The organism is Pseudocoprococcus catus, from assembly GCF_019734885.1.
Taxonomy (GTDB): Bacteria; Bacillota; Clostridia; order Lachnospirales; family Lachnospiraceae; genus Coprococcus_A; species Coprococcus_A catus.
In genome coordinates this window covers 142,001-160,855 of record NZ_JAAXCM010000005.1, presented here as the reverse complement: position 1 = coordinate 160,855, position 18,855 = coordinate 142,001, and the positions used below count along the sequence as shown (strand labels likewise).

The 18,855-nt window shown below is 43.2% G+C and carries 19 protein-coding genes and 1 tRNA gene; 15 read left to right on the top strand and 5 right to left on the bottom strand.

Annotated elements, in window-relative coordinates; translation table 11 throughout:
- Nucleotides 1–121 precede the first annotated feature (121 nt).
- The 3 genes from HED67_RS00800 to HED67_RS00790 all read right to left on the bottom strand — a co-directional run bounded on the left by HED67_RS00800 (nucleotide 122) and on the right by HED67_RS00790 (nucleotide 1,669).
- Nucleotides 122–370, bottom strand: a complete 249-nt coding sequence (locus HED67_RS00800) for a spore coat protein (RefSeq protein WP_456298676.1) — start codon at nucleotides 368–370, stop codon at nucleotides 122–124.
- An 18-nt stretch (nucleotides 371–388) separates the two neighbouring features.
- Nucleotides 389–574 (bottom strand): hypothetical protein, encoded by a 186-nt coding sequence (locus HED67_RS00795; RefSeq protein ID WP_178441676.1) that lies wholly within the window; start codon nucleotides 572–574, stop codon nucleotides 389–391.
- Nucleotides 575–718: 144 nt separating this feature from the next.
- Nucleotides 719–1,669 carry an AEC family transporter gene (locus HED67_RS00790; protein ID WP_221717225.1) on the bottom strand — a complete coding sequence of 317 codons (951 nt, stop codon included), beginning with the start codon at nucleotides 1,667–1,669 and terminating at the stop codon, nucleotides 719–721.
- Between the two features lie 142 nt (nucleotides 1,670–1,811).
- Between HED67_RS00790 and HED67_RS00785 the strand changes: the two genes are divergently transcribed.
- Nucleotides 1,812–2,381, top strand: a complete 570-nt coding sequence (locus HED67_RS00785) for an N-acetylmuramoyl-L-alanine amidase family protein (RefSeq protein ID WP_178441674.1) — start codon at nucleotides 1,812–1,814, stop codon at nucleotides 2,379–2,381.
- 122 nt (nucleotides 2,382–2,503) lie between these two features.
- Nucleotides 2,504–3,448 carry an aldo/keto reductase gene (locus HED67_RS00780; RefSeq protein WP_221717224.1) on the top strand — a complete coding sequence of 315 codons (945 nt, stop codon included), beginning with the start codon at nucleotides 2,504–2,506 and terminating at the stop codon, nucleotides 3,446–3,448.
- Nucleotides 3,449–3,519: 71 nt separating this feature from the next.
- On the opposite strand, the gene HED67_RS00775 is transcribed toward HED67_RS00780, so the two are convergent.
- Complete coding sequence (locus tag HED67_RS00775; RefSeq protein ID WP_221717223.1) at nucleotides 3,520–4,857, bottom strand: AI-2E family transporter; 1,338 nt, start codon at nucleotides 4,855–4,857, stop codon at nucleotides 3,520–3,522.
- A 255-nt stretch (nucleotides 4,858–5,112) separates the two neighbouring features.
- Between HED67_RS00775 and HED67_RS00770 the strand changes: the two genes are divergently transcribed.
- The 7 genes from HED67_RS00770 (at nucleotide 5,113) to dapF (ending at nucleotide 11,872) form a co-directional block, all read left to right on the top strand.
- Nucleotides 5,113–5,185: transfer RNA gene (locus tag HED67_RS00770), tRNA-Lys, on the top strand.
- Nucleotides 5,186–5,640: 455 nt separating this feature from the next.
- Nucleotides 5,641–6,255 carry a hypothetical protein gene (locus HED67_RS00765; RefSeq protein WP_221717222.1) on the top strand — a complete coding sequence of 205 codons (615 nt, stop codon included), beginning with the start codon at nucleotides 5,641–5,643 and terminating at the stop codon, nucleotides 6,253–6,255.
- 152 nt (nucleotides 6,256–6,407) lie between these two features.
- Nucleotides 6,408–7,685 (top strand): 2-hydroxyacyl-CoA dehydratase subunit D, encoded by a 1,278-nt coding sequence (locus HED67_RS00760; RefSeq protein ID WP_221717221.1) that lies wholly within the window; start codon nucleotides 6,408–6,410, stop codon nucleotides 7,683–7,685.
- Nucleotides 7,685–9,364, top strand: a complete 1,680-nt coding sequence (locus tag HED67_RS00755) for an acyl-CoA dehydratase activase (protein WP_221717220.1) — start codon at nucleotides 7,685–7,687, stop codon at nucleotides 9,362–9,364. The genes HED67_RS00760 and HED67_RS00755 overlap by 1 nt, the downstream gene beginning before the upstream one ends.
- Nucleotides 9,365–10,040: 676 nt before the next feature.
- Nucleotides 10,041–10,727, top strand: a complete 687-nt coding sequence (locus HED67_RS00750) for a hypothetical protein (RefSeq protein ID WP_221717219.1) — start codon at nucleotides 10,041–10,043, stop codon at nucleotides 10,725–10,727.
- A gap of 41 nt (nucleotides 10,728–10,768) precedes the next feature.
- Nucleotides 10,769–10,912, top strand: a complete 144-nt coding sequence (locus tag HED67_RS00745) for a hypothetical protein (RefSeq protein ID WP_015513188.1) — start codon at nucleotides 10,769–10,771, stop codon at nucleotides 10,910–10,912.
- A 54-nt stretch (nucleotides 10,913–10,966) separates the two neighbouring features.
- Nucleotides 10,967–11,872 (top strand): diaminopimelate epimerase, encoded by a 906-nt coding sequence (gene dapF / locus HED67_RS00740; protein ID WP_221717218.1) that lies wholly within the window; start codon nucleotides 10,967–10,969, stop codon nucleotides 11,870–11,872.
- A 219-nt stretch (nucleotides 11,873–12,091) separates the two neighbouring features.
- Here the strand turns inward: dapF and HED67_RS00735 are convergent, their stop codons facing one another.
- Nucleotides 12,092–12,397: a DUF1292 domain-containing protein gene (locus tag HED67_RS00735; RefSeq protein ID WP_178440087.1), complete on the bottom strand. Its 306-nt coding sequence runs from the start codon at nucleotides 12,395–12,397 to the stop codon at nucleotides 12,092–12,094.
- A gap of 178 nt (nucleotides 12,398–12,575) precedes the next feature.
- Between HED67_RS00735 and cuyB the strand changes: the two genes are divergently transcribed.
- From cuyB to HED67_RS00705, 6 genes are all read left to right on the top strand, one after another.
- On the top strand, nucleotides 12,576–13,274 hold the full coding sequence (gene cuyB, locus HED67_RS00730; RefSeq protein WP_215689099.1) for a cysteate racemase: 699 nt from the start codon (nucleotides 12,576–12,578) through the stop codon (nucleotides 13,272–13,274).
- 266 nt (nucleotides 13,275–13,540) lie between these two features.
- Nucleotides 13,541–14,611: an ABC transporter ATP-binding protein gene (locus tag HED67_RS00725; protein ID WP_015513191.1), complete on the top strand. Its 1,071-nt coding sequence runs from the start codon at nucleotides 13,541–13,543 to the stop codon at nucleotides 14,609–14,611.
- Nucleotides 14,612–14,622: 11 nt separating this feature from the next.
- On the top strand, nucleotides 14,623–15,486 hold the full coding sequence (locus HED67_RS00720) for an ABC transporter permease (protein WP_221717217.1): 864 nt from the start codon (nucleotides 14,623–14,625) through the stop codon (nucleotides 15,484–15,486).
- Nucleotides 15,486–16,292 carry an ABC transporter permease gene (locus HED67_RS00715; RefSeq protein WP_221717216.1) on the top strand — a complete coding sequence of 269 codons (807 nt, stop codon included), beginning with the start codon at nucleotides 15,486–15,488 and terminating at the stop codon, nucleotides 16,290–16,292. Before HED67_RS00720 ends, HED67_RS00715 begins: the two co-directional genes overlap by 1 nt.
- A gap of 13 nt (nucleotides 16,293–16,305) precedes the next feature.
- Nucleotides 16,306–17,424, top strand: coding sequence for a polyamine ABC transporter substrate-binding protein (locus HED67_RS00710; RefSeq protein ID WP_221717215.1), 1,119 nt, complete (start codon nucleotides 16,306–16,308; stop codon nucleotides 17,422–17,424).
- A gap of 379 nt (nucleotides 17,425–17,803) precedes the next feature.
- On the top strand, nucleotides 17,804–18,799 hold the full coding sequence (locus HED67_RS00705; protein ID WP_178441409.1) for an SIS domain-containing protein: 996 nt from the start codon (nucleotides 17,804–17,806) through the stop codon (nucleotides 18,797–18,799).
- Nucleotides 18,800–18,855: the final 56 nt, after the last annotated feature.

Below are 18,855 nucleotides of genomic sequence, written 5' to 3'. Positions count from 1 at the left end.
CTGAGTCCTGTACAATACAGGATTCAATCCCTTGTAGCTTAGCTCTCAAATTTGTCTAACTTTTTGGGGTCAGATCAGATAAACCGGATCTGCGGTGTTTTGTTTGAGAGGGTAAATTAATTTATTCCTGGGTTAAAATGTTTTTTACATGCTGAACTTCCTGAACACTGGCTTTTTCGGCCGGGACATAGTACTGATGGGCCCGGGCCAGCTGGTAGATTTCTTCCTGGGAAGTTTCGCAGGCATTTCTCAGTTGTTTTAATGTCTGCTTCAGCTGTTTGTTCTCGGTCTGAGGGATCATTTCTCCAAAACGTGTTAATTCACCGTTGATGCCAGCCAGTGTGTCGGCAACCATTGTTTTTTCGTCGATCATTTTCAAAAACCTCCCTTAATGGATAAACTGCATGAGCTGCTGTTTGTTCTGCATGGCTGACTGGGCAGATTTCTGGAAAAACTGCCTGATCTGAGGATCAGAGGCGCCGGATGCATATTCCATCATTTTCTTATGAGTGGTTTCATAGCCACCGATGAGATGGCGGAGATTTTGCAGATCTAATACTGATAATTCGTCCATATTGTGACCTCCTGTGCAAAATGACATGTAATGAAAACTTTGTTTAAAATATTACAGATGAAATATGACAAAGCAATCATTACAATGCTTACATAGCTATTGTGCGCAGAGGTTGTTTCTTATATGTACGGAAAATTTTTCAAATCAGATCAGTCCCATGCTTCTCAAAAAGAAGATCCAGAAAGTCAGTGTGACGGATGACAACAGGGTTGCCATAACAATGATACTGGAGGACAAAACATCATCATTTCCCATATTTTTGGCCATGATATAGCAGGTAACCGTTGTGGGGGAGCCGACCATGATGAGGATAGCTACCAGTGCACTTTCACGAAATCCCATGGCAATAGCAAATGGAAAATAAATGGCAGGCAGGGCGATCAGTTTGATGAACGTGGCAATCATCGTTGGTTTGATCTTCTTGATGGCTTTGCGCCCTTCAAAACCGGCACCCACGGCAAGAAGTGCCATTGGTGTGGCTGTCTGTGCAACATTGGTCACCGTTTTTAAGACCAGAGGGGGTAGCTCGATATTCAGCAGAGAAAACGGTACACCTGCAGCAATACCAAGGATGATGGGATTGGTCAGAATATTTTTGCAGGCACGCTTGATGGTGGCTGCCCGGTTAGAGTGATCCTGGTCATTGGCGCAAAATGTCAGAATGATCACAGAATAAATATTGTACAGCGGAACGGCAGATACGATCATTAACGGTGTCATACCGGAATTGCCGTAGATATTCTGGACAAAGGCAATGCCTAGAACAGCGGCACTGCCCCGGGCAGATGCCTGGGTGAAAGCACCAACCATTGATTTATCTTTCATAAAAATGGTTGTCAGTGCCCAGATGCCCATAAACATGATAGTGGTGCCAACCATACAAAAAATAACAAATTTCGGATCAAAGGCATCTTTGATGGGTGTGGTGGCAATATCTTTAAACAACAGGACAGGCAGTGACACTTTGAAAACAAACTTGTTGATGATATCAACAAAGTTGTCGTTAAACATTTTTTTCTGCATTAAAAACCAGCCCAGAACGATGACCAGGAAAACTGGCAGCGTTGCATTCAGGCTGAACATAAAATTACTCATCTGGTAACCCCCCTTTTTCTGAATATTTCTAAAAAATTTCTCCTGATGTTTAGAGTAACATTCACAGTGTCCGCTGTCAATGCACATAAAGATGTTCTGCAGCATATGCTGATATATGAATTTAGAATAGCGGGTATAATAGATGGCCATTAAAATATTTATTGATCAGGGACATAATCCATCCGGACCAAATACCGGTGCGGAAGGTTTCGGTTTAAAAGAACAGGATATTACCTATCAAGTGGGAAAAGAACTGGCAGAGCTTTTGCGGGCAGATGACCGGTTTGAAGTCCGTCTGTCACGGAACACACCGGAAGAACGGCTGGGAACAAGCAATACAACAAGTCTGGCTGCCAGAGTGAGGGCGGCCAATGCATGGCCGGCGGATTATTTTATCAGTATCCATGCCAATGCCAATACAGATCCTGTTGTCAACGGTACGGAGGTTTATGTATACAGAAAATATACCCAGTCCTACTATCTTGCACAACACATATTAAGTGCGATTGTTGATGTTGTGGGAACCAGAGATAACGGGGTGAGAGTGAATCCATCTCTTTATGTTTTGAGAAGAACCAATATGCCTGCGGTGCTGGTGGAGCTGGCTTATGTGACCAATGCCGGGGATGCAGAGAAACTTGAAACCATGCAGCCGGAATTTGCCAGAGGCATTTATGAGGGACTGCTCAGTTATTTTGGACTGGATCAATAGAAAAAAGCAGAAATCAATGAAAATATGGTATAATGTACCTATATCTAAACGGGCGGAGTTCTTCATCCTGTTTGTAAATAGCAGCGGCAATGAATCAGAGAAAATTGAAAGAGAGGAAAATCATGCGATATAAGAAATTCGGAAAAACGGGACTGGAAGTCTCACAGATTTGTCTTGGTACATGGGGAATCGGAGGGGCCGGATGGGATACTCATTCAGATGAGGAGCGAATGGATGCCATTAAGGCGGCTCTTGATTGCGGGATTAATTTTATTGATACCGCACCGGCTTATAATGCGGGTAAAGCAGAACAGTATATCGGTGAGACACTGCATCATCTGGGTGCCCGTAAGGATGTGGTGATCGCGACAAAATGCGGTAATAAGTATGTGGATGGAAAGTATATCCGCTGCGGTTCCGAATCATTAATCCGCAGGCAGTGTGAGGAATCATTGAAAAATCTGCAGACAGATTATATCGATCTCTATCTTGTTCATTGGCCGGATCCGAATGTATCTATGGCGGAAACCATCGGTACGGTGGCACAGTTGAAAAAAGAAGGCAAGATTCTTCATGCCGGCGTTTCCAATTTTACAAAGGAGCAGATAGAAGAAGCATCGAAGTATTGTGAGATTGAAGCTTATCAGCCGCAGTATTCTATGTTAGATGGTGATAATGAGGAAACCATCCGATGGGCTGCTGACCGGGGAATGGGAGTCATGACTTACGGTACACTGGGCGGAGGTATTCTGACAGGCGATTATCGGGAAATCCGGACATTTGGCGAGACGGACAATAGAAACCGCTTTTATCCGTATTTCAGAGAACCTCTTTTTTCGAAGGTGATGGAATTGCTGAAGGTGATGGATGCCATTGCTGCTGAGAGAAATGTTCCTCTGGCGCAGATTGCAGTCAACTGGACATTGCAGCAGGAATTTATCTCATCCTGTATTACCGGGGCCCAGAGCCGCCGCAAGGTTGAGGAGAACTGTGCCGGATTGAACTGGAATCTGATGGATGAAGAAATTATTTGCCTAAATAAAGCAATAAAGTGTTATAGACAGTAAAAAATAAAAGAAGCAGTAAAGATTAAGGTGATTCCCTCGGTCTTTACTGCTTCTTTGGTGTTCGGTTTCAATTAATGCTGCTGCGGGTCTTTCGGACTGTTTGAAGTGATATCTTCAGATGAATCCTTCCGGTCTGAGAAATCCTTTGGAATAAAGACATTCTCAGGGTTGATGTCAGGAATCTCTACATTGGTCAGATCAGACCGCAGGTGCTTTTTGTAGAGCATGTAATCAAAAATATGATTCATCAGGTAAACTAAAACGGCAGTGATCGGGACACCTAAGAACATACCGATGACACCGCCTGTGGCCCCTCCTACGGTAATGGCGAAGATGATCCATATCGGTGAAAGACCTGTGGAGTCTCCGAGAATCTTTGGACCAAGGATGGTTCCGTCAAACTGCTGAAGCAGAAGGATCAGAATCAGGAAGATTAAAGCCTGTTTTGGGGAGATGATCAGTAAAATGATAAGCCCCGGAATAGCTCCGATAAAAGGTCCAAAATAAGGAATCATGTTGGTGATACCGACAACAATGCTGATGAGCAGGGCATACTGCAGTTTGAGAATGCACATGAGAACAAAGCAGATAATGCCGATAATAAGGGAATCCAGAGCCTTGCCAATGATATACTGACCAAATATCCGGTTGCATTCTTTGATGGTAAAAATGACCTTGTAGGCGGTCTTCTGGTCAAAGAATGCATAAATAATACGTTTCATGCCATGGATAATGCACTTCTTGCTGGACATCAGGTAACATGAAATCACAAAAGCCAGAATGATATTGATGATCCAGCTGATAATGGATCTGCCGGCATTATAGATCATAGGAACGATGTCAGTCATCACTGTCTGGACGGAACTGATTGCATTCGGGAGGGCATTATTGATCGTATCAATGATATATGCAAAGTCAATATTCGGATAGCGCTCATTCAGAGAATTCAAACCGTTCATGATGGTGTCATACAGAGAGGAAGACTGCATGATCAGCTGCATAATACTTTCAACAATCTGGGGAATCACAAAAGTCAGAACAAGGGCAATAAAGCCGATGACAATGACATAAGCCAGCAGGAGCGAAAGAAATTTATGTAATTTGGCAAATTTCTCGTTTTGTGACCTGCTGAAAAGAAGCTTATCAATCCTGTTGACCAGCGGATTGATAAAATAGGCGATCAAAAACGCGATCAGAAAAGGTGACAGCGTTGATAAAATAGAAGCTGTGTATTTCTGGGCATCCCGCCAGTTATTGATAAACTTAAAAATAATCAGGCAGATGGTGAATGTGGCTACAGCATACGTACATATGGAAAAATATTTATTATTAGATTCAAACTTCTTTTTCCTGCCGGAATTTTGGCTGGAATTAGAAGAGGGCTTCTGGGTGTGTTCAGGTAAAGTCATAGTGTGTATTTCGCCTCCGGTAAAATGCAGGGCCAGCCATCGGGACGGATTGGTTTGGCCATCAAAAGATACTGTTTTTATTATATGCGTTATGGTGACCTAAATACAAGATGAAAAGTTAAATTTTTACTAAAAACAGATTGAAAACTTTATTTGAAAAAAATTAAAAAAATTTAAAAAAACATGTTGACAAAACATGATTTATGCGGTAAGATTAATAGCGTCGCTGAGGTAATCACTTCGGACGATGGGTAAGCGCTTTTAGCTCAGTTGGTAGAGCACCTGACTCTTAATCAGGGTGTCCAGGGTTCGAGCCCCTGAAGGCGCATCAAAAGCACTGTTTTTGCAGACATAGGAGCTGTGGGGGCGGTGCTTTTTTTATGTCCGGAAACGATTGTTCAAAATAAAGGTATCACAAGCCGTATTTGTTACAAAATTTGCAGAACGTCTTTTTTTTAGACACAAGTGGTAAAATTTTATCGAGGAAGAATGTAACATATGAAATGACAACTTGACTTATTCATGTTGAATTTACAGCGATATGTGAAGTTGTAGAGAAAGTAAAATTCAAATAAATTGTATTTATTTGAATACATTGTCTGACGGAGTGTCAACAATAGACATTTTAAGGGTCGTGTATGATTTGGGTAAATCAGGTGTTCCGTGTATTTGGAATCGTGCTATAATGATTGTACAGAAAAAGATACATAAGTAACGGCCATTACTTCTATGCAATATCTACTGAATAAAAATCACAATGTAGTAAATGCGGGAGGTACGATTATGATTAAAGTCAATTTACAGAATATAGCAGTGAACAATATGTTAACAGGTCAGAATACATTGGATAGTATTTTCATCGACGGCAATTCTATTTTATTCATCACAAAGCCAGAGTATCTGAAGCAGCTTTACAGAGATGAGATTAGAGCAAGATCAATCAAGATGAATTTGAAGATTGCAAGGGAAGAAATCCACAAGAGAACACAAGATGACAGATACAATAATCTGGATGATATGGAGACGCTGAAGAAGTTCAGAGCCCAGACAGATGAATTGAGGAAGTCGGAGAGAGAGTACAGAAGGATGCTCAGTGAGTGTGAGAATGTGAAGATGATACCTGTTTATTCCGGCATGAAGCTCGATGTGACAACAGGCGAAAGTGTTGAAGTGAAACAGGCAGAATATACGGATTATGTTGAGACAGAAGGGAATAAGGCAAGGATGGTTCTGGATATTCTGGCACTGGATGTGGATAGACTTGAGAGAGATTGTCAGTGGCTTCAGACAAAAGGTTGCGGCATCAGCATGACGACGACACCGGGGGTTCCGTTGGAAATTGAAGGCGGTACACTGGAAGAAGCCATTGCAGCACTTATTGGAGAAAAAGCGGCTTAATCGTGTAGATTCAACAGAATATATAAAAGTGACAGGGTGCCTGTGATTTGCGAAAAAGCGAATCATGGGTACCTTTTTGCACCATTGACTTTACTTAGTGAACATGCTACCATATGAAAAGTATTTTTACTTTTAATATCAAAGGAGTTTGTATGGATTACGTTAAAAAATATGGCGAATTAATCAAGGATAAAGCAGGTGTAAAGCCTGAACGTGCGCGCTCTATGATTCGGCTGGGACTGCGTGCGGAGAATGCCAGAACCAAACTGCTTCCGAATAAAGAGATGCCGAAAGCTTTCCGGATGCTGACACATTTAGCTATGAAAAGTGTGCTGAAGGCACTGGATCATCCGGAGAAATCCTGTTGGACGAATATTTTTGCCCCGGTGGAGATTATGCAATGCTTTGGTCTGCAGTGTGTGTCTATGGAGTGTTTGTCTTCTTTTATGTCTGGCTTTAAAATAGAGGATTATCTGATTGATTATGCACAGAATGAGGGCATCGCTTCTACACTTTGTTCTTATCATAAGAATTTTATCGGTGGTGTGGATTCTGGTGTCTTGCCAAAGGCGGCTATGTCAGTGACCACTTCTATGATCTGCGACGGCAATATCAACACATTTCGGCATATGGAGCAGAAACATCAGGTGGAAAGCTATGTGTTGGATATTCCGAATACTTACTCACCGGAAGCAGAGCGTTATGTGGTGGGACAGCTTCAGGAGCTGATTGAATTGCTGGAGACAAAAACCGGGCAGATGCTGGATATGAATGAGCTGCAGGCGGCAATCCAACGTGAAAATGAATCAAAAGAATATTACAAAGCCTTTTTGAAAGAACAGAAGCACAGATATTATCCAAATACTATGACATTGGATCTGTATATGCTGTTTGCCTCACATTTGAATATCGGCACTCAGGAAACACTGGATTTCTTTAAATGTCTGGCTGAGGATGTCAAAACTTATCCGGAATTTGATGGAAAAGGCATTTTGTGGGTACATCTGATGCCTTACTATCAGGAAACTTTACAGCAATATATGAATTATCAGGAGAAATACTACATTCAGGCCTGTGATCTGAATCTGGATTACATGGAACCGTTGGATGCGGCACATCCTCTGGAAGCACTGGCAAAAAAGATGATTTTGAATATTTATAATGGCCCGTATGAGAGAAAGGTTGAGATGATACGTCATCTTGTCAAAGAATTTCAGTCGGATGCGGTGATTCATTTCTGCCACTGGGGCTGCAAGCAGTCCTCCGGCGGCGTGATGCTTTTAAAGGAAGCCATGCGTGAGGAAAATGTACCGATGCTGATTCTTGACGGAGATGCCCTGGATCGAAGAAACAGTCATGACGGACAGATCAAGACGCGTCTGCAGGCATTTCTGGAGTTGATTGACAATATTGAGGAGGACAAGGACTGATGATTGGATATGTATGTAAATATACACCGGTGGAAGTTTTTGAGGCCATGGGTGTCGAAATCAGACGAATTCAGCCGGAAGTGACCAATTTCAACCAGGCAGATACATTGATGCATCCGAATATCTGCTCATTTACCAAGTCAGTGCTGGAGGATGTGCTGGCCGGAGATTATGAAGGAGTTGTTCTCACCACATGCTGTGACAGCATCCGACGTCTGTACGATGTGCTGAAACAGCAGTGTCCGGATAAATTCCTGTATCTGTTGGATGTGCCGAGAAAAGTAAATGATTTTTCTACAGAGATGTACCGCAAAAATATTCTGGATATGGTGCATGCCTATGAAGCTTTTTCGGGGAAAACTTTTGATGAGACAGTGTTAAAGCAATTGCTGGAACGCCGTGAGGCAGGGCAGAACCTTCGAACCGCACCGAAAAATAAGGCTTCCGTGCATATCGGTCTGATGGGGGCCAGGTGCAGTAAGGGCATTATTGATCTGTTGGAAAACAGAGGCGTGGATATTTTGTTTGATATGACCTGTACAGGTCTTAAGCGGGAATTTCATGTAGAACCGGACAATCTGCTGCAGGCTTATGCGTGGCAGTTGTTAAATCAGGTGCCTTGTCTTCGTATGGTAAAGGCGGTCAACAGAGAGAATTATATGGAAGGCTTCAAGGACCGTCTGGACGGTATTCTTTATCATACAGTGCAGTTTTGTGACAATTATGCCTATGAATACACGAATCTGAAGCAGCGGTTGGATATCCCGCTTCTGATGGTGGAAACGGATGCCACAAAGCAGTGTGAGGGTCAGATTCGAACGAGAGTGGAGGCTTTTATTGAATCTCTGAAAATTGCGAAGGGCGCCTCTATTGGCAAAAAGAGTCTGAAAAAAGCGGAGGATGGAAAAATGTATGTACTTGGTATTGACAGCGGTTCGACATCAACCAATGCTGTTATTTTGAATGAAAATAAAGAAATCGTTGCTTTTGACGTTGTCCGTACCGGGGCAAAAAGCGGCGAGAGTGCGGAAAGAATTCTGGCGGAAATTCTTGAGAGAGCCGGATTAAAGCGGGAAGATATTTCTCTGATCGTGTCCACAGGTTATGGTCGTGTCAGCATTCCTTTTGCGGATGAAAATGTGACAGAAATCAGCTGTCACGGACGGGGCGCACACTATTTTAATCCGGATGTGCGGACGATTCTCGATATTGGCGGCCAGGACAGCAAGGCCATTCGGTTGAATGAAAACGGCGAAGTGGTGGATTTTGTTATGAATGATAAATGCGCTGCCGGTACAGGTCGTTTCCTTGAGATGATGGCAAGAACTCTGGAAATGGATATCAGTGAAATGGGACCGGAATCCCTGAAATGGAAGGAAGATATTGATATCAGCAGCATGTGCTCTGTCTTTGCGGAATCGGAAGTCATTTCTCTGATTGCTTTAAATAAAGAAAAAGCGGATATCGCACATGGCCTGCATAAAGCCATTGCCAATAAATCTTATTCCTTGTTGAAACGTGTCGGATTAAATGAGACATTTATGATGACCGGCGGTGTTGCCAAAAATCCCGGTGTTGTCAAAGCAGTGGAGGAAAAGCTTGGAAGCAAACTCTTTATCTGCAAGGAACCGGAGATTGTGGGTGCCCTGGGTGCGGCACTTTTTGGATTAGATAAGTAGCGGTAGATTGTGGGTACAATGGATGTGGTGGATGATTTCAACAGGGCTTTATAGAAGTGCAGAAATTTGAATAAGAAACAGGTCTGCACAGTAGAACCGAATTTCGCGCAGGACTCATCGGTGAGTCATGAATATTACAAAAAATAAACACCATGACGGTTGGAAACGCCATGGTGTTTATCTTTTGTGCATGTAAAAATTTATCTTTGGTAGTTTGATAAAGCAGTTGTCTTTGGCAATTCATCTTTTGTGTTTGCTCATGAATCATTTGCAGCTTGCAATGAATCTTTTGTGGTTTGCAATGAATCATCAGGAGTGAGATTTTACTGCAATGAGAAGTCTTTATCTTTGGTGTTTCAAAAGGTTAAATGAGTTTCTCTTGGCAATTGCAAAGTGCTTTATCTTTGGTGTTTTGTAGAAGTTTTATCTTTTGTATGATTGAATTATAGCATAGGTTTCGTGACAAATAAAGTCAAAATGTGTAGCATAGTTATGTAAAAGTTGTAACATAAGTGAAAAGACGATAAACATTTCACTATGTTTTAGGCTTGTGTCAGGTAGGCTGAAAATGGTATACTAGATGCGTGATGTCCTGCACTTTGAAGGGTGGGACAGGAAGAAGGAAAGAAATTTTTAACGGTGATGGCTGGCAGATTGCGAAAATGGAGGTGACAGGATGCCGGGATATGTGATTCATCTGGCAGAGGCGGAATTGATATTGGACAAGATGCGTAAGCTCAGGCAAATTGATGATGCCTTTGAGCAGGCCTTTCTTACGGGTACCCTGCTTCCGGATACCAGATTAAAAGGGGAAAAGTGTTTTTCACATTTCTGGGATCCGGATAAGCTGGAATGTCTGGCACTGGGACCGGAGTTGGCACGTTTTACAGATAAATACGGACAGCGGTTGAATGAGCCGGTGATGCTTGGCTATCTGGCGCATTTGCATCTGGATGCCCGCTATGTAACGGAATACTGGCCGACAGTCATGGCCTTTTATGGCTGTACCGGGGAACCGGAATATAGGAAAACCCATATTGCGGAAGTGGAGATCAAACGGCTTCAGAAGTGTGTGCCGGTGAGTCGGTTTTTCTCCGTTGATTATTATTATGGAGATTACACAAAACTCAACGGTTACTTTATTCATAAATATCACCTCAGAGTACCAAAATGGCAGAGCATTCCGATGTCGCCGCCGGAGGAAGTTAACCTGCAGGATATGCAGATGATCTGCAGAGAACTGGATCATTTGAAGAAGGAATGCCATGCCGGCGACGAGAAGAGAATACAGGTCTTTGAACTTGGATCATTGGAGCGGTTTATGGCAGCCTCGGCGGAGAAATTTTGTGATAGCTACATTTAACGATTAACCAGGATGAAGAAATCAAAGGAGGGAAGATAATAATGAATTATATTTTGACAGCTGCAACGGCTGTATCCAAGGAAGCCGGTTCAATGAGCGAAATGCTGCCGAAGTTTGGCGTTATTGCCCTTGTGGTAGTGATTATTTTAATCGGCATGTTTATTTATGCGAAGAAAAAGAAATAAACATTAGAACCAATTGCCGCAGCATGCATAGAATAATGAAAAAAGGGTGAGAATATGCGCCTTTTCTTCACAAAAATGCATGGATTGGGCAATGACTATATTTATATGGACGGCTTTGACAGTCGGATGTCAAAGCCTGCAGCATGGTCGTCGGAGCAAAAAGGACGACTGGCGGTTGTGATGAGCCGGAGGCATACGGGAATCGGTGCCGACGGCTTAATTTTTATTCAGCCCTCAGAAGAAGCTGTTTTTCGGATGGAAATGTACAATGCTGATGGTTCAAGGGGTGCCATGTGCGGTAATGGTATCCGGTGTGCGGCACGCTATGCCTATGACCATGGCATTAGTACGAATCAGTCTTTTCAGGTGCAGACTGACAGCGGCATAAAGTCTGTTTATATCAGAAAAACGGATGAAGGAGAGCATATAACCTCCGTTCAGGTGGACATGGGTGTAATGGCTAACCTTGGGGAGCAGAGAGTCCTGTTAAAAGCGAAGGAAGAATGGATAGATTTTACAGGCGGCAGCTTTCCGGTGCAGTATGTATCGGCGGGCAACCGCCATTGTATTTTCTTTGTAGAAAATGTCGAAGCATTTCCGCTGAAGAAGGCAGCGGAATTGATCCATACCTTGCCTGGTAATGAAGACGGCGTTAATGTCGAAGCCGCAGCCGTTGAAAAAATAGCCGTCACCGGAGAAAAATACATCAAAATGAGAGTCGTTGAGCGTGGATCTGGAGAAACTATGGCCTGCGGCACCGGCGCCTGTGCTGTGACAGCGGCGGCCGTATGGCAGGGATATTGCAGATATGATGAAAATGTGGAGGTCAGGCAGCCCGGAGGCATCTTAACAACAGCTTATCTTGCCGATGGGCGGATGCTGATGGAGGGGCCGACGGAATATGTTTTTGAAGGATATTTTGATATTCCCATCGCTTCGCTTTATAATAGTGCCAGATAATTGAAGCTATAAACTATGAGAAACACGCTCCGCGAGTTTCTCAAGTTATCGCGGCCTCTACACTCCGTTTCGGTCGTTGCTAAACAAGCGCCACTGGCGCTTAGCAACGCCAAGGTCTCGTGCAAGCACGGACTTTGGCTCGTTGCTCGCGTAAATAAAATAACAGGGAGACTGTGATTCCACCACTGAATCACAGTTTCCCTGTTGCCTTCATATGAATTAATCTACAAAATTAAAATCGTCTTTGAATCTCTCTTTGAATACTTCAAATACCTTGTCCAGTGTAGTTGCATCCTCAATGCTGAGGTATTCTTCGTTTTCTTCATCCAGAGGGTGGACTTCAAGGATAATTACTTCACCGTCTGCATTTTCATCTTCGCTTTCAACCGGAAGAAGAACAACATATTCCTTATCATCTAAGTCAATTAAATCCAGAAATTCAAAATCCTTGTCTGTGCCGTCTTCATCGGTCAGTGTAATAATATTCAGTTCTTCTTCGTTGAGAGTTTCATCAAAATCGCTCATGTTCAGTCCTTTCTTCTGAAGGCTGTGGCTTCAGAACCATCAATAATTAAAATTTCAGGCTGTTTCACAGGTATTATACCATGGCAGAACAAAATACATCAACTGATTTTATTGCTATTTTTTTGTAGTTAGAATATAATGATAATATTGTTCAGAATGTTCGAGAGGAGGACATGAATTGAAAGACGCAATAGGAGTCATTGGCGGAATGGGGCCGCTGGCCTCACAGCTTTTTTATAAAATGATAACAGAACATACGGCGGCAGAATGTGATCAGGATCATGTGCCACTGCTTATTTTAAGTGATGTGACGATGCCGGACAGAACAGGGGCTATTCTGGATGGGAAATATGATGCACCTTATAACAGACTGATGGAGGATGCGAAGTTTCTGGAGGAATATGGCTGTACGGCGGTGGTTGTGACATGCAATACCGCACATTTCTTTATGGATATGATTGAACATGAACTGAGAATTCCTTTTATATCCATGATCAGGGAATCGGCCAAAGAGGTGGCCAGTCTTCATCCGGGCAGTGTCGTTGCGGTACTGGCAACGGATGGAACAGTGAAAGCAGGACTGTACCAGCGTGCATTGGAGGCTGAAGATCTGATTCCATGGGTACCGGATGCAGATATTCAGAAAGAAGTCATGTATCAGATTTATGATCGTATTAAAAAAGGGCTGCCATGTGACAAGGCAAGCTGGCAGAAGATAGAAGATGCCTGTCTGGAAGCCGGATGCAGCCGTGTGCTGCTGGCCTGTACAGAGCTTTCTGTGATTAAGAATGATGAAAAACTGTCAGACTGGTATATTGACCCGATGGAAATTCTGGCCAAAAGAGTAATAGAATTCTCGGGAAAGAAATACCAATAAACACGATGTAGATAGTTTCTGAATAATCATTGCGTGATAGGTGAATTGTCAAAAATCTATATGGCAATTTTTGACAGGATAGGGCAAGTTTATTTTAAATTATGTTGCACTTTGGCCAAAAAATTGCTACACTAAAAAGTAGAGTCGTTGCATCGTATTAAAGCGGTAACCCGTGCTTAAAATGTAACTGTTCATAGCGCTGTGAGGCATTTGGAAGCAGGGTTTGGACGGTCGATTTGAAATAATTAAATGAGGTGGAAAAAATTATGAACAATCCGATTATTTCTCTCGAGGGAGTCGAGAAAAGATTCGGGTCCAATCTGGTTGTTAAGAAAATGAACCTTGAGATAGCTGAAGGTGAGTTTCTGACACTTTTAGGGCCATCGGGATGCGGAAAGACAACAACACTGCGTATGATCGCAGGTTTTGAGGAAGCATCAGCCGGTGTAATCAAGGTCGAAGGCGAACGTATCGAAGACAAGGAGCCGTTTCAGAGAAACGTCAATACTGTTTTCCAGAATTATGCATTGTTCCCACATATGACGGTTTTTAATAATGTAGCATACGGACTGACGATCAAGAAAGTACCAAAGCCTGAGATTCAGGAAAGAGTCATGGAGATGCTGAGACTTGTTCAGCTGGAAGGGTTTGAGAAGCGTAAGCCGGATGAGCTTTCCGGCGGTCAGAAACAGCGAGTGGCGATTGCAAGAGCGCTGGTCAACAGACCGAAGGTACTGCTTCTGGATGAACCTTTGGGTGCGCTTGACTTGAAGCTGCGTAAGCAGATGCAGATTGAATTGAAGCGTCTTCAGAAGAAACTGGGAATTACATTTATCTATGTTACCCATGATCAGGAAGAGGCATTGACCATGAGTGATCGGATCGCGGTTATGCATGATGGCGTTCTGGAACAGTTAGATGTACCGATGGAGATTTATGAGCATCCGAAGACAAAGTTTGTAGCCGGATTTATAGGCGAATCCAATATTTTTGATGGTAAGGTGACAGACAAGAAAGACAATGTGCTGACTGTCCAGACAGAGGCTGGTATGATGCAGGTATGCGGGGCTGATTTTGAAGTTGGCGAGGAGATGCATGTGGCTATCCGTCCGGAATATATGGATGTGAGCAAGACGCCTGTTGAAGGATTTGATCTGCCTGGCACCGTGAAGGATTTTATTTATCAGGGAACGGTTGTCAAGACAGCCCTCGATATTAAGAACGGTCAGGAGATTAAGTATTCTCGTTTTGAGCAGGATACAGATATTGCAGAAGGCAATCAGGTTTATGTTTACTGGAGACCTGAGAAGGCCGTTGCCATCAAGAAGAGTATGTAGGGGGCGGTCTGATGAACAATAAGAAAAAGAAGAATATGCTTCCGGCATTGGCCATGGCAGGCCCGGTATCTGTCTGGATGATTTTGTTTGTGACCATTCCGATGCTGTATATTATTTATATCAGTTTTATGTCCAGAGGTGTATTCGGTGATGTCGTTTATAAGTTTTCAACAGAAAGCTACAAAACGATTCTTGATCCTACATATTTTAAGGTTATTTTGAAGTCGCTGAAAGCAGCAGGAATCACGACGATTCTCTGTCTGCTGTTGGGATATCCGTTGGCTTATATTATTGCCCATAAGCCGAAGGATACAGCTGCGAAGCTGATCACGCTGATCATGATCCCGTTCTGGACGAATTCATTGATGCGTTTGAACAGCTGGCTGCTTTTGTTCCAGACAAGTGGTCCGATCAACAATTTCCTTGTGGGAACAGGCATTGTCAAGGAACCGATTACATTTATTTATACAGATGGGCTGGTGCTGATCGGTCTGATTACCAACATGCTGCCATTTGCGGTGCTTCCGCTTTACAGTACCATTGAGAAGCTGGACAAGTCTCTGATTGAGGCATCCGCAGACCTGGGTGCCAGTGCAGCCACTACATTCATGCGTGTGACGCTGCCAATCACATTTCCGGGTATTTTTTCAGCAATCATCCTTGTATTTATCCCGAGCCTGGGTATTTACACCGTTACTGATATGCTGGGCGGCGGCAAGATCTTATACATTGGTAATATTATCAAGAACCAGTTCGGTTCCATCCGAAACTGGCCGCTGGGTGCAGCACTGTCTGTAATGCTGATCGTTATTACTATGCTGCTTATCTTCATTTATACAAGATTTGCGAAGATTGAAGATATGGAGGTAGTATAATGTCGAAAATTGCCAAGAAAAGAAAAAGACTGAACATCATCAGTAATGTGTATGCATTTCTGGTGTATGCCCTTTTGTATATTCCGGTGGCAGTTATGATGGTTTTCTCTTTTAATGACCAGAAGTATAACTATTACTGGAATGGTTTTACCACACAGTGGTACACCAAGCTCTTTACCAATTCTACATTGGTGGACAGTTTGATCTACAGTTTGATCATTGCGGTACTGAGTACTCTGATTTCCGTATTTATCGGTACCATCGGTGCCCTCGGTTTGAAGCGGTATGAATTCAAGATGAAGAAATTCATCGACAATATGCTGTATATTCCGATCATCGTGCCGGAAATTGTTCTGGCGGTGGCATTGCTGATTATTTTCCTGAAAGTCGGCGTGTCTATGGGGATGGGAACCATTCTGATCGGTCACTGTACATTCTGTATTCCATATGCCATCGTCACCATTAAAGGACGTATCAGCGGCGACAACGAGACTTTGGAAGAGGCCAGCATGGATCTTGGTGCCAACCGGGTACAGACCCTGCTTCGCGTGACCCTGCCGAATATTTTTCCGGGTGTCATGAGTGCGGCATTTCTGTCCTTTACAATGTCATTTGATGATGTTGTCATGAGTAATATGCTGGCAGGTGCTAAACAGTCCACATTGCCTGTCCTGATCCTTTCTATGAACAAGACAGGTGTAACGCCGGATGTCAATGCATTGGCGACAATTATGATTCTTATCATCGTAGCAGCGATGATTTTGAATAATATTATTCAAGGGGCCCTTCACAAAAGGGTAAAATAAGGAGGTTTTCATTATGAAAAAGAGATTACTGGCGACTGTCCTTGCCGGTGCCATGGTTTTATCAATGGCAGCATGTGGCAACAGTAATGCCAACAAAACAGAATCCGCAGCAGCATCCGAAACTGCGAATGCTTCAACAGAAGCCGGAGCAGAAAGTGGTGAAACACAGGCAGCTGCTCAGGACGGCAATGCAAGCTCTGAGCTGAACATTTATATGTGGCAGCAGTACATTTCTGATGATCTGATCAAGAACTTTGAGACGGAGAACAACTGTAAGGTGAATCTTTCTTACATGAGTGATAATGCTGATGCCATCAATAAACTGACAGCAGGCGGCGGTGATGAATATGACCTGATCATGACATGTGATGCTTACATGAAATCCCTGATCGCAGGCGGTTATGTTGAAGAACTGAATCTGGACAACATTCCGAATTCATCCAACATCAACGATACATACTGGGTATCCAAGGGTTACTGTGTACCTTATCTGATGAACTACATCTATGTTGTATATGATTCAGAAACATGCCCTGTTGAAATCCACAGCTACAATGATCTGCTTCAGTCCGGTCTGAAGATTTCTACAATTGATGGCGCAAGAAACCTGTTCCCAATCGCACTTGTTGCCCTTGGTTATGATCCTAACTCCACAAATGAGAGTGAAATCGCAGAAGCTTACGAGTGGCTGCAGAAGTTCAATGAAAATGTTGTTGCTTATGGTAATGCAGAACAGAACCTGACAAATGGCACAGCGAATGTTGCTGTTACATACGATGGTAATGCTTCATGGGCTATGAAAGAAAAGAACACAATCAAAGTTGCAGATTTCACAAGCGATCCGATCCAGCTTGGTATTGACCTCTTTGTTATGCCTAAGGGTGCAAAACATGTAGATCTTGCAGAAAAATTCCTGAACTACATCTGCACAGCTGAAGTTATGGCTAAGAACCTTGAAGAGTTCCCATACTCCTGTCCGAACGATGCAGCCGTTGCAGCAGCATCTGATGATTACAAGAACGACCCTGCAAGAGATTTCTCTTACAAGGAAAATGTATTCTTCCAGGAAGATGTTGGCGATGCGCTGACAATCTACAACGACTACTATCAGAAACTTAAAGTTGGTGAATAAGCCGATTTGATAATAGGGTGGACCGCTCTTCTGATTGAAGTGGAGTGCGGTCTAGGAAAATAGAGGCCCCAGAACGGAGTTTATTCAAACACAGGCACGTTTGCACTGCCTGGTGCTGAAAGTCCAGTGGACTTTCGTTAGCACCGACCGGAGTGGAATGCAGACTCATGTTGGAAGCACCTGTTTTTGAATAAGCTCCGTTCGGGGGGCCTTTTTGTCTTTGACCGCATTCCATTGAAGGAATTTAGGCGGTCCAACTGGCATCAAAGACGTACTTTGGTCAAATTTCCTGATTAAAAAGCTTGCAACGGAGCTTCTTCTGCTGTATGATGAGATAGGTTATTTTTTTGACATTATTTAAGAAATGGAGATAAAGATTATGCTGAAATTTGATGAACAGAAGCAGCTGGACAGCGTCAATGGTGCTCTGGCTCTTCGCGGTCGTATTGAAGAAATTGTTGATGCTATTTGTGCTGAAGGCTACAAGAATATCTGCTGGCTTGGCATTGGCGGTACATGGGCTTCCGCTCTGCAGGCTGAAGTGCATATGAAGGAGAAATCTGCTATTGAACTTTTCTCAGAGAACGCAGCTGAGTATGTGACAACAGGCAACAAGCGTGTCGGCAAAGGCACAATTGTGATTCTGTCTTCTGTTACAGGAAGCACGATTGAGATGGTTGAAGGTGTGAAGAAAGCACAGGCTGACGGTGCCAAAGTATTTGGTTTCATTGATAAGGCAGAAGCTGAACTGGCGAAGATGGTAGATTATGTGATTTCTTATCCAGCCAATGAACAGCTGAAATTCTTCATGGTTGCAGACCGTTTCATGAAGAATGCAGGCGAGTTTGAAGATTACGATGAATATTATGCAGAAATGGATGCACATCTGGCTCAGGGTCTTGTAGATGTAGAGAAGGCTGCAGATGCATTTGGTGCTGCTTACGCTGAAAAGCACTGCAATGACAAACTGCATTACTTTGTAGGCGCCGGCAATCAGTACGGCTCTACATATTCTTATGCAATGTGTTATTGGGAAGAACAGCACTGGCTGCGTACAAAGTCTATCCACAGTGCAGAATTCTTCCATGGTATGCTGGAAGTTATCGACAAGGATACACCTGTAACTGTATTTGTCGGTGAAGATTCCCAGAGAAGACTCAGCGAAAGAGTTGCAGCATTCCTGCCAAAGGTATGTGCTAACTACACAATTATTGATACAAAAGATTATCCGATCAAGGGTATCAGCGAGAAATACCGCGGCAGCATCAGCCATCTGATCAGCCATGCAGTTACTCAGAGAATCGATGCGCATATCGAGAAGATCAACTGCCACCCAATGGAGATCAGAAGATATTACAGACAGTTTGATTACTAAAATATAGACAATCACGATGAAGAGGCAGTTTATTGAGACTGCCTTTTTCAATATAA